Consider the following 13,414-nt stretch of genomic DNA (forward strand, 5'->3'; position numbering starts at 1 on the left):
ACGGTGACCAATGTTGAAGATGGTCAGGAAGTTTCCATCATTATCACCGATGTTGATGGCAAGTCAGAAAATTATACCGCGACAGTCACTGGTGGCGAATGGACTCTCACAGGTCAAGATTATTCAGCCTTCGCTGAAGGCACTTTAACGGTAGAAGCTACGGTTACCGACATTGCGGGCAATACAGCGACCTCCAGTGACACAATAGTCAAAGACACGCTGGTGGACATCAGCGTGGATTTTGATGGTTTTGGTGATGAGTATTACAACTCTGCCGAGGTCGGTAATGGCGCATTAGTTGGCACGGTGACCAATGTTGAAGATGGCCAAGAAGTTTCAATCACTATCACCGATGTTGATGGCAAGTCAGAAAATTATACCGCGACAGTTACTGGTGGTGAATGGACATTAGTCGGCCAAGATTATTCAGCCTTCGCTGAAGGCACCTTAACGGTAGAAGCTACGGTTACCGACATTGCGGGCAATACAGCGACCTCCAGTGACACAATAGTCAAAGATACGCTGGCAGACATCGATGTCGATTTTGATGGTTTTGGTGATGAGTATTACAACTCCGCCGAAGTGAGTAATGGCACTTTGGTCGGAACGGTGACCAATGTTGAAGATGGCCAAGAAGTTTCAATCACCATCACCGATGTTGATGGTAAGTCAGAAAGTTATACCGCGATAGTTTCTGGTGGCGAATGGACATTAGTCAGCCAAGACTATTCGGGTTTTGCTGAAGGTACGCTAACAGTAGAAGCAAGTGTTACAGACGTTGCGGGCAATACTGCTACTTCTAGCGATACCATCGTTAAAGATACGTTAGCGGACATCAGTGTCGATTTTGATGGTTTTGGTGATGAATATTACAACTCTGCCGAGGTGAGTAATGGCGCACTGGTCGGCACGGTGACCAATGTTGAAGACGGTCAAGAAGTTTCAATCACTATCACCGATGTTGATGGCAAGTCAGAAAATTATACCGCGACAGTGACTGGTGGCGAGTGGACTCTAACTGGCCAAGATTACTCTGCCTTCGCTGAAGGTACGCTAACAGTAGAAGCAAGCGTTACGGACATTGCCGGTAATACGACAACTTCTAGCGATACCATAGTCAAAGATACGTTAGCGGACATCAGTGTCGATTTTGATGGTTTTGGTGATGAGTATTACAACTCTGCCGAGGTCAGTAATGGCGCATTAGTTGGCACGGTGACCAATGTTGAAGATGGCCAAGAAGTTTCAATCACTATCACCGATGTTGATGGTAAGTCAGAAAGTTATACCGCGATAGTTTCTGGTGGCGAGTGGAGTCTCATTGGTCAAGATTATTCAGCCTTCGCTGACGGCACTTTAACGGTAGAAGCCACGGTTACCGACATTGCGGGCAATACAGCGACCTCCAGTGACACAATAGTCAAAGACACGCTGGCGGACATCAGTGTCGATTTCGATGGTTTTGGTGACGAGTATTACAACTCTGCCGAGGTCAGTAATGGCGCTTTAGTTGGCACGGTTGAGGATGTTGAAGACGGTCAAACGATCACTATTACCCTTACCGATAGCCTTAATGTCTCCCAAGTTTATACGACCACAGTAGTTGGCGGAAATTGGACGCTGACAGGTCAAGACTATTCGGGGTTTGCAGAAGGAATCTTAACCGTAGAGGCTAGCGTTACGGATGTTGCGGGCAATACTGTTACTTCTAGCGATATAATCGTTAAGGATACTCTGGCAAGTATCACAGCAAAATTCGATGATGCCGACAACATACTCAACACTGAAGAGGTTCAATCTGTTCGTCTACAAGGTGTTGTTCAAAATGTAGAAAATGGACAGCCTATTACCGTCACAGTTTCGGATAGCAATAATCAGTCTATCACGTTACAAACCGTAGTTGTTGCAGGGGCTTGGAGCATCGATGATGTCGATCTGTCTGCATTTGCGGATGGTAACATTACCGTAGAAGCAGTTACCGTTGATATTGCAGGTAATGAAACAACGGGCACAGACTCGACAGGACAAATTAATACCGTACCGCCTGTTATTGATATTGATACCTTGTCTGGTTTCAACATCTTGGATTTCCGTAGCGGCGATTTAACCACCATGCAGGGGACAACCGATGTCTCCGAAGGCTTACCTGTTTACATCGAGATCAATGATGGTACTCAAACGCTGACTTTTGTTGGAATCGTGGATGCGTCAGGTGGCTGGCTAGTCGAGAATATTGATGTCTCTAGCTTAGACCCATCTACTGAGTGGATTATAGATGCGAGAGTGGCCAATTCGATTGGCAATGAAGTCAGCGATGACATGCCAAGTATTATACTGCCAGGTTCAGTCTCATTTTCTGAAAGCACGGTCGGGATCTTCGGAGATCAAACCCAAGTTGCTGACATCAATATTCAGTTTGCTGACGAGTTTGCTTTTAGTGCAAACCAAGTCTCTGCCGAGGGAGTGACGTCTCAAGGTCAATCTATCGCTATTGCATTAGAGTCTGACGGCCAAGTGCTCAAAGCAACACGAACCGATGGAACACTGGTTTTCGAAGCTAAGATTGTTGGAGATACCGTTGAGATCACCTTTTACCAAGCGGTTGACCAACAAGCTGGTGAAGAGTTACTTCAAACGGCGATCATTATCGAAGGTCTTCAGATTGATGACGATGGAACCACTGAGCTCGTTTTAGGCGAATTACCGATCACGATTCTAGATTCCGAACCTTTGCTGTTCGGCGAGTCTTACTCGATGGTTGAAGGTGAAATATCGTCAGGCAACGTTCTTAGCAATGACATTGACCTTGATACTGCTCTAACCATTAGTAGCGTCGAAGTTGGTGGAGTCAGCAAGGACATTTCAGGTGCAACTCCTGCGGTGTTCAATACCGGGGATGGTGTATTGACCGTATTTGCCAATGGCCAGTGGACCTTTGAAGCAAATCGAAATCTAGATCATAACCAAGACCATACCGTTATCTTCAATTACGTTGCCGCTGACTCTAGTGGTGATTTTGGCTCTGCAACGGCGACCATTGATATCACTGATGGTGCGGCAGGACAGATATTGGATGATTCGAAAACGGTGACGGAAGTCGACGTTACCTCCGGTTCGCAAACCATCAATGCTCAATTTACTATATTAGGTGGTTCGGATAACCCAGACCCAGATTCTATACAATTTAGCCCTGAGACTGTCGCGCAACTAGAAGTATTAGGTATCACTTCGGGAGGCGACGCTACAGCACTTACTTATACTCTCAGCGCAGATGGTCTCATTATTACAGCTAAGCAAGGTGATGATGATGTGTTCTCGTTTTCAATGACGACAACGGTCGACGGGAACAATGTACTTGCCGATATTGTATTAGTGATTGAACGCCCACTCGATCATGTTATCACCAGCGATTTACTCACGATTCCGTTGAATATTATTGGTACAGATACTGATGGCACTGCTTTAGAAAACGGCCAAATATCATGGGTGATAGAAGACGGTAATGATCCGAGTTTAGTTCTTGATTCAAATGCTTCAGTCAACGAGTCTGATTTAAGCAATGCTCCTGTCGGTGAAGTCAGTAGCACCGGAACCTTCAGTATCGGGATTGGCAGTGATTACTTAGACAGTGTGTTCTTTGATCTAGCAGATCAACCTCAGCTCTTCAGCGGCGGTGAACAGATTTATTACACTGTTTCTGAGGATGGAACATTATTGACTGGCTACGCCGGACCAGTAGTGGGTGGCGATGTTGCCTTTACTGTGAGTTTTGCCGCGCCCGCATCCGGTGATGTAGACAGCAGTGTGGATTATGTCTTCACTCTTTATAAAGGCTTAGATCAAACCAATGGTACGGATTCTCTTCCTTTTACCGTTACTGCTCGCGATTCAGATAATGATGAAACCAAACTAGACCTTAACATCTCTATTACTGACGGTGGTGAACCGTTTATTGGAAGTGGAACTGTTGAACTATCTGAAACCCCTATCGCCAATACGACACCAGATAGTGTAAAACAAAGCGCAGTGGTAAATTTGGATATCACGGCATCGCATGATCCTATCGTTTATCTTGGTATTGATGTGACAAACGGTCAGGCGGTTTTAGATGGTGATGGGGAAGCCGTTACTCATAATGGTGAAGCTTTAACTTGGAGAGACAATGGTGACGGCAGTTTCGATGCGATATTAAGTAATGGCGATGTCATTATGCAGATTCGTCTGCCATCTGATTATTTCTTAGAAGCTAATATCTCAGGTACCGTTGCCGTTGAGATTGATTTATATCGCTCTATTGATCATGGTGCTGGGTTAAAAGATACCGAATTGAGCATACCGGCCACGGTTGTCGTTATTGATTCAGATGGTTCGCGTTCCACCCAAAAATCAGACATTAAAATATACGATGGTAAGGATCCTGCATTCTCGATTGTAGGCAGCATATCTGTCGATGAAGATGGACTCATTGGTGACAACGAACAAACTGGGACTGAAGAACCAAGCCCATCGATCGCTATTATCCAAGGCTCGGACGATATCGCATCAGTTTCAGTTAATACCGATGCTTTTGACGCATTAGCTTATACCAGTGGTGGGCAAGCCATTTCATTGCAGGCAGTGAATGCCGATGGTTGGTATTACGCTCAAGATACGTCGGGTAACGATATCTTCCGAATTCGTTTTAACAACGATGGCACAACAGAGTTCAATCTATATGCGCCGCTTGATCATGCTACGGGTGATGGTGAAAATAATCTTGCTGTGAATTTTGAATTGGTCGTTACTGATGCCGATGGTGATAGTTCTGATCCGGCTATTTATGTTGTTAATGTTACGGATGCAGTGCCAACTTCTCGTTCTGGTTCCATTGAAATGGTGGAAGGCGATAATCTCAGCGGACAGTTCTTAACAGAAGAATTTGCTGGTGCGGATGGCGCCGTCATTGTTAGTTTTGACTATCGCGGTGATACCTACACTTTTACCGATGTAATTACGTCAATCGAGATTGATCTCATTAATGATTTTGATAATAGCGTCTACGGTCAGTTTACGCTTAACTCTGATGGCAGCTACCAACTGACTACTAATGCCAATGTATCAACTGACCCTACCGATCCTCGATTAATCGATGACATTGATTATTTGGTTCGCGATGCCGATGGTGATGAGGTCACGAGTACTGCTGAGCTTATTCTGGATGATAACGAAGGTTTTATTCGTTATGAAGATTCTGAAACCACAGAAGACAATGACGCGATTATCGTTGTAAGTGTGGCAACCGGCGATGTCGACCAAAGCGAAACCGTTACTACTATCGAGTTCTCAGAAGCATCGCTAAACGGTGGTAGCTTGTACCTTGATGGGGTGTTGCTTCAAGTTGTAGACGGCAAGGTCACCTTGTCTGGAAGTCAATTGGCAGCGATTGATAGTCAGTTTACCGGCCCGAATGGCCAGTTGACTTATCGACCAGCACTTCATGAATCCAATACCACCTCAACGGTTATCCTAGCGATCAACGCAATCATTAGCACTGATACGGATCCTAAAGAACTGACGGCTGATGTTGCAGTGTCTGTTTTACCGGTGGCTGATGCACCGGATTGGTCGGCTTCCGTATTCTCCTATCATTCAGTAGAAGATGACTCAGACCCAGTCAGTTTGGACATAACAGCTCAGCTGGTGGATCAAGATACGTCAGAAACATTGAGCTACCAGATTAGTGGGATTCCTGACGGCTTGAATTTGACGTTAAATGGCAACGCAGTCAAAGAAGGGAAATCTTACACACAGGCTCAGATTGATAAAATGGAAATCAGGGCTGACGACAACCTAGCGGGTCGCTTTGAGTTTGAGATTACTGCGGTTGCAACAGAGTCTGGCAATTCATTCGCTGACCCAGATGATAAAACGGCAAGTATTGTACATACCGTTACTGTCGATATTTCACCTGATGCTGATACTCCTCATGTGTCTGTTAAAGACTACAAGGGACTAGAGGATGAAGCTATTTACCTCAAAGACGTTATTGAAGGCGCTTTGGCGGACACCGATGGTTCTGAATCGTTAAGTTATATTATCCAAGTTCAAGATGGCTGGTCTGTTGAAGGTGATGGTACCGCAAAGATAGGCAATAATTCCTATTCAGTCACTGCCGAAGCTATCGCCAATGGTGTTGCTTATATTCAGCCTAAAGAAGACATCAGTTCCTTTACTGAAGATCTGTCAATAGACGTAACAGCAATAGCGACTGAGTCGACGATCGATTCACTTATTCCTATCAATGGGCAAGCGTCAAGTGATACAAAAACCATCAATATCTTTTTGAAAGGTGTTGTGGATGAACCTATCGCGGTAGACGGTGGTAATGGTCATTGGCAATACGACAGTGACAGTAAAGTCATCAGCAACCAATCGGTCTTGAATGAAGATGGGTTAATACAGCTCGACTTCCTCATACAAACGACGGATGACGATGCTTCAGAAGAGATCAACATACTGCTTACTAACATTCCTGAAGGCACTTTGCTGGTGGATGCGTTGGGTGAACCAGTATCGCTGACGATTGCGTATGTTGATGATGTGACAGGGCCCGTATTCCAAGTCTCTAACGCTCAACTGGATGATCTGTATCTCAAGCCAGTTCTTGATTTTAGTGGTGAATTAGAACTCACCGTTATTGCTATCTCAACTGAGCCCGATGGTGATTCGGGCGAGTTTCCTATGACACTTAAAGTAGAGCTAGCGCCGGTCGTTGATCAAGAAGACGGTCAAGTGGTCAGTACTCAAGGCATCGAAGACAGTCAAATCGGCCTGAACCTTGAACCTTCAGTGAATCAGGATATTGATGGCAGCGAATCCTTGACGGGATATGTCATTGATAGCCTACCTGCAGATCTCACTCTTTATTTTGATGGGAGTGTTATTCAGGTCCCAGCTTCAGGCTTAGATTTGGATACTCTACTGGACTCAACAACGCCAACGCTTTCGGATCTTCTAAGCAGCGGCAGGCTGTCTGTTACAGCGACAGAAGATTTAAGCGGAACATTCTCAATTCCTATCACCTATGAAGTCGCGGATACCTCTCCAACTGGTGCAACGGATATTAAAGATATTACTGGTTCTATTAGCGTGACTGTAGATGCTCGTGTCGAGCTAGATACTCGATTAGAAGGCTCTACAGAGCTGTTACAGAGTACAGACGGCTCGCCTGTTGATATCTCTAACGCCGTGACGTTCGTCGACGCGGATATCGATGGGTCAGAGTACCTCGATTATATTTTGATCGAGATTCCCGACGGCTATTCGTTGATTGTTGAGCACCCTAATGGTGCCGCTCAAGATAGCTCTGGGAATTGGATCATATCTGCGGATGGGTTAACGAGTGACTCTTTCCAAGAACTCGCAGCGTACATTTTAGATAATGCGACGATTTCCAGCCCAAGTGATACTCCGGTACTGGATATTGTGGTTCGTGCTCGTGTGATTGATGGTGATGATGCGAGATATATTGATGCGACTTTCCCGCTGCAAATTACTGGTCATGACGGCGGTGGCGGTTCTTGTGACCCTGTTGGCCCACCAAGCCCGATTCAACCCGATGGCGAAATTAAAACACCTGAAGGGGAAGATATTGATCTCACTGGCTTGCTAAACACCGATGTTGGCAGTGATCCAGACAATGAAATCTCTTTCTATATTCCTGCCGATTCACTTCCTGAAGGCGTTGAGATCTCCGGTGATGGTGTGATTGCTGAATACGATGCTTCTGGTGAGATCGTCGGTTATTCAATCACTGCCGATGGCCTCTCGAAATTGACGTTAACTGGATTGGACGAAGACTTCGCTGGGTGTATTGATTTCACGATAGAGACGATTGAAACCTCGCCGTGTAATGGTGAGACTGTAACGACAGCTCAAACTATTAGTATTCAAGTCTTGCCTGTTGTGGATGACATCACCGTTGCCACGGATTCGACAACGATTCAAGAAGACATCGCCACGGATCTTAATCTTGAGCTTGTTCTTGGAGATAGCGTTGAAGACGGTCAGTTAATCACGGGTGAAGGCAATAGTGCTACTGGCAAGGAGACAGTTAACTCTCTGACCATCACAGTATCAAATGGTGTAACACTATCGGAGAGTCCTGCTGATACTGGCTTGTTAGTTGATAATGGCAATGGTACTTGGACGGTAACGGATCCTAGCCGCTTGAGTGATGTGTTAGTTACGCCACCTGAGCATTACAGTGGTGAAATTACCCTCACTGTGACAGCAAATATTACCGATGAAGCGGATTGCGTGACAGAAACGGATACGCAAGATAAAACGACGGTCGTGACTATTACTGTTGAGCCAGTCGCTGATGCGGCGAACTTGATAACAGAGGATATTATCGGAGATGAAGATAATTACATTTCGTTGTCATCACTTAGCGCAGAGCTGATTGACCAAGATGGTTCTGAAAACATGTCGCTTTCGTTGAAGGGAGTTCCTGAAGGCGCAGTTGTCGCGATTAAAATCGGAGACAACTATGAGTTGGTTCCAAACAATGGTGCTGATGGCGGTACCTTCGATGGAAACCCTACCTATGAGTGGCAGTTAGATCCAAGTCAGTTATCTAATCTAGTCATTCTGCCACCAAGAGACTTTAGTGGTGACATTAATCTGTCTCTAGAGGCGATTACTCAAGAAATTGGTACGACGGATATCCGTTATACACAATCTGAATTTACTGTAGGTGTTAACCCTATAGGTGACAAAGTTGAGTTCTTCGATTTACCTGAACAGCTCACTGGAAGTGAAGATGATGGCATCGTGATTCCTCTTGATGCCAATAGCTTTGAAACTAACAGTGATGAGTTTTTAGCAATTACGGTAACAGTGAATGGAACTTCGGACCCATCAGGGTTAGTTGGGTTAGACCGAATTCGAATTGGATCAGAAACCAGTTCTTTCACCAGTGTTGGTGGCATCATACAGGCGACGATCCTCGTTAAAGCAAGTTCTGTTGATGAGCTCGAATTCTTTGCAGGCGATGCGTTTGGTAACCTCGATATTACGATTACCGGCCGAACGGTTGATCAAAATACGGTACTCGGTGAGTTAGTGGTCGACACGGGTGACCCGAGCTCGCAAGACATGACGCTTATTATCACACCAGAGCCTGATGCACCGTTATTGAGCGTTGAATATTCTTCGATCGTGGCAGAAGCAAGTGGCACGATTCCTCTTGGTTTAGACCTTTCTCTTGTAAACCCTGCTGATTCAGAAGTGGGCTTCATTACAATTCATGATATTCCCGCAGGTTTGACGTTCTCACACGGCTCTATGGTCGATGGTCAATATGTGGTGGACTTGGCAGATGTGCCTAACCTAGCGATTACCGGGGGCTACAACAGTGGTGATCAATTTGACCTAACGATAGAGCCGTCTGCAGAGATAGGCAATAACCAAGCGGTCGGGTTACCCCAAACCGTATCGATTGAGTTTGTCGCTGAAGGGGATTCTACGATTACCGCGACAGATGATAACGATCTGTTGATTGGCGGTACAGGCTCTGACAATTTTGTGTTCGCATCTTCAGGCTTAGGGAGTGCAGAAGCACCAAGCTACGATGTGATTCAAGATTTTGATGCGTCTCCAGACACTGATGCAATTGACCTCTCGGGTATTTTGGGAAGCCTAGGGCTTAATACAGGGCTAGGGGCAACACAATATCTAGATTTAGAAGAATCTGGTGAAGGTGTGACCATTTCTATTAAACCTAATGGTGACGAAGACGTTCAACAAAACATCTTGCTAGCTGATGTCACGTACGACGATCTGTATCAAGGTGACAGTAGCAGTGCATTAGAAGCACAAATTTTACAAAAAATGATAGAAGACAATAATTTAACGCTGTAAGTTAGATGTACAGTCTATAAAAGGAAGTTTAGATTGGTAGAACAAAAAGACAGCTGGCTAGCTTGTGTTGAGTGGTTGTGTGAGCATTTTAATGTTCGCAGTCACCCTTCCAAAATAGTGTCTGGCCTACCTTTAAATGAAGGCAGGCTCAATGAATCCCTTTTTCCAAGAGCGATTGAGAAATCGGGGTTAACGCTGAGCCACGTTAAAAAAGAATTATTGAATCAATGTCAGTTCCCTGTTGTTGCTGTTGAGTCCGCGACAGGGTCTCCTCTTGTCGTAACCCAAAGCTCCGTTGGCGACTTTCAAGTATTGAATTGTGAATCCAACTTAAGCCAACAAATTCTCCTTAAAGACTTAGTCATTAAAGTGGATGCATTTGTTTGGCAAGTGGGTGCTCAAGCGCTTGATGACGCCCGTGTTCAGGCACATGAGCGCAATGACAGTAAATCCAACACCCGTTGGTTGTGGCGGGTGGTCAAAGAAGTGAAGCCTTGGTATCGCGATCTGTTTATCGCTTCGTTCTTGATCAACGTGCTTGCGCTAGTGGTTCCGTTATTTACCATGAATGTGTACGACCGTGTTGTGCCAAACCAAGCGTTTAACACGCTTTGGGTATTAGCAGCAGGTGTTGGTATCGTTGTTATTTTTGATTGGGTATTGAGAAGCTCACGAAGCTCTGTGACTGATATGGCTGGGCGCTATATTGATAACAAGTTGTCTTCTCAGCTGTTCTCGAAAGTCCTTGGTATGAAGCTCGAAAATCGACCTCAATCGGTAGGCGCATTTGCCAGACAGCTTCAAGACTTCGATAGCGTGAAAGATTTCTTCACTTCTATCTCGTTAGTCACTTTAGTCGATCTGCCATTCACTTTGTTATTCCTACTGCTTATCGGCTGGCTCGGTGGCGCAATGATGTTCATACCTGTCGCGATCATGCTTGTTTTGATTGTGCTGAGCATCGCGATGAAAGGCAAGGTCGAGAAAACATTCGATGAAACCGCACGTCTCTCGACACAAAGACAAGCCCAGCTGTTTGATTGCTTAACAACTCTTCCGGATATCAAGCAAAACAATGCTGAGGGTATTACCCAGAAGCGTTGGGAACAGACGATTTCGTCGCTCTCTCAATGGCAGACTCAATCTCGTCATTACTCCAATATCGTGACGCACTCTATTCAGTCCAGTCAGCAGATCGTTACCATCACTCTGATCATCTTCGGCGTGTATCAGATCTCTGAAGGCTTGCTGAGTATGGGTGGTTTGATAGCCGTTGTGATGTTGAGTGGGCGCGCTGCAAGTTCGGTGAACCAGCTTTCTCTTCTATTGCTGAGGTTCCAGCAAACACGTTCGGCCGTTGAAGGGCTGAATCAGATTATGGAGCTACCTCAGGAAGAGTCCAAACACCAAGTTATCGACAAAGGAGACTTTGATGGTGGGGTTAGGTTAGATGAAGTGACGTTTACTTATCCAGAGACTCAAAGCCCTGCATTAAAGGAGATTTCCCTAGAGATCAAACCGGGTGAGCGAGTTGGTCTTGTCGGTGCGGCAGGCGCGGGTAAAACAACTCTACTATCGATTGTTGCGCGCCAGTATTTGCCAACAACAGGACAAGCTTTCTATCAAGAAATCGATGGGCAATTATGGCCAACCAGTGTCTTGCGCAGTGGCATGGGTTGGGTAGGGCAAACCACTAATCTTATTTTTGGCAGTGTTTACGACAACGTTACGCTTGGTGCGACCAACGTTGATGAAGAAAAGCTAAGACAAGCTCTTCAACAGTCGGGTTTGAATGGTTACATGGGGCGCCTAAGCAATGGCCTTGAAACACCTGTCGGTGAGGGTGGTCGGTTACTTTCTGGTGGTCAGCGTCAAGCCGTTGCCATCGCGAGAGCTCTGTATCGTTGTCCAAAGTTGTTGATTATGGATGAGCCAACCAGTGCATTAGATAGTCAAGCTGAGATTCAATTCTTCAATGCGCTGCAAAGTATGCCGAGAGAAACCTCAATGCTAATCAGCTCCCATAAGTCTTCATTCTTGATGATGTGTGATCGAGTGATTGTATTGGATAAAGGTCAAATCGTGGCAGAAGGTGAACCTAAAGAAATTCTCTCTTTACAGAAGAAAAGTGTACCTAAAGGTACGAGCCGGTTTAAGACGGTATCTGTGGTGAAGGGAGGTCGTCATGAGTAATGATATTCAATGGACCAACAACCACTTAGCATTCCGCTCTCGAAAGCTGATTTGGTTGAGTGCTCTACTCATTGTATCAATTATCGGTTGGGCTACGTGGGCAACATTAGAAGAAGTCGTGATCGGTGAAGGTAAAGTCGTTCCAAGTCTTTCGGTGCAAACCATTCAGAGCTTAGAAGGTGGACTGGTTCAAGAGATCATGGTGCGACAAGGCCAATCTGTAGTGAAGGGGCAACCTCTAGCTAAGTTAGAAGACACACGTTTTAAGGCGGCGTTTTTAGAGTCGGCTCAACAAGCGGATACCTTGCTTGCTCAGCAATTAAGATTAAAGGCTGAGCTGTCGACGGTCGTTTTAAATAACGATGCGAAAGAGTGGTATGAGCGAGTGGTCTTGGTGCCTCAAGATATTGCGGTTGATGTATCAAGCCACCCTGCGTTAATGAATGCCAAGGCGAACTACCGAGAACGTTTAGGACAGTTGAAGTCTGAACTGGAAGAGGCGGCACTTCGTATCGAGCAACAAGACCAAGCTCGTGTCGATACGTTTAACAATATCCAGACTCTTGAAAGCAGCCTCGAGATTGTGATTCGTGAGCGCAACATGCTGAAAGACGTGGTAGCGAGCGGTGCTGTTGCGGAAGTTGAGCTGCTTAAACTCAACCGTGATGTAGTCAAACTCAAAGGTGATATTGCTAGCTCAAAAGTAGCAGCGCAGAAGCAGATAGCTGCCTACTCAGAGTCGATAGCGGATCATCGAAGTATCGCTTTAGATTTTCGTACCAAAGTGCAAGGCCAGTTGAATGAAGTGGCGAGCAAGATAGCGCAGCTGAACGAAAGCCAGCAGGCGATTGCCGACCAACTCAAGCGTACTGAAATTGTCGCGCCCGTTGATGGCACAGTCAAAGAGATCTTTGTGCGTACCATTGGTGGTGTAGTTCGTCCCGGCGAGCCGATCATTGAGATCATTCCATCAAACAGTGACCTGATTGTTGAAGCGAGAATCTCTCCGCAAGATATCGCATTTGTTCATACGGGATTGGGTGCAACAGTCAAATTCACGGCCTATGATTTTGTCATTTATGGCGGACTTAAAGGCGAGGTGATTTATGTCAGTGCCGACGCCTTACAAACGGAAGACGGCAACGCCTATTATCGCGCCCATATTCAGTTAAACGAAGACCAACAACAAAATTCTGCCTTTAGCATTATCCCGGGGATGCAAGTCGCAGTTGATATATTGACCGGAGAAAAAACAGTATTGAGTTATTGGTTAAAACCTATTTTACGAGCTAAGGAAAACTCACTTCGCGAACGATGA

The 13,414-nt window shown here is 45.6% G+C and carries 3 protein-coding genes; all 3 read left to right on the plus strand.

All coding sequences use genetic code 11. The features are described 5' to 3' along the window. Positions 1 to 3: 3 nt before the first annotated feature. From AB4185_RS15115 to AB4185_RS15125, 3 genes are read left to right on the plus strand one after another with little or no spacing between them, the layout of a single operon-like run. Positions 4 to 9,903, plus strand: coding sequence for an Ig-like domain-containing protein (locus AB4185_RS15115; RefSeq protein WP_372135615.1), 9,900 nt, complete (start codon positions 4 to 6; stop codon positions 9,901 to 9,903). A gap of 33 nt (positions 9,904 to 9,936) precedes the next feature. Beyond that, positions 9,937 to 12,096 carry a type I secretion system permease/ATPase gene (locus tag AB4185_RS15120; protein WP_372129696.1) on the plus strand — a complete coding sequence of 720 codons (2,160 nt, stop codon included), beginning with the start codon at positions 9,937 to 9,939 and terminating at the stop codon, positions 12,094 to 12,096. Beyond that, on the plus strand, positions 12,089 to 13,414 hold the full coding sequence (locus AB4185_RS15125; protein WP_108185607.1) for an HlyD family type I secretion periplasmic adaptor subunit: 1,326 nt from the start codon (positions 12,089 to 12,091) through the stop codon (positions 13,412 to 13,414). The genes AB4185_RS15120 and AB4185_RS15125 overlap by 8 nt, the downstream gene beginning before the upstream one ends.

This window comes from Vibrio sp. 10N.286.48.F5 (assembly GCF_041469785.1).
Taxonomy (GTDB): domain Bacteria; phylum Pseudomonadota; class Gammaproteobacteria; order Enterobacterales; family Vibrionaceae; genus Vibrio; species Vibrio crassostreae_C.

Excerpts from the sequence above, each read along its gene's own strand:
- AB4185_RS15125 (WP_108185607.1), top strand. The coding sequence starts at position 12,089 with ATGAGTAATGATATTCAATGGACCAACAACCACTTAGCATTCCGCTCT.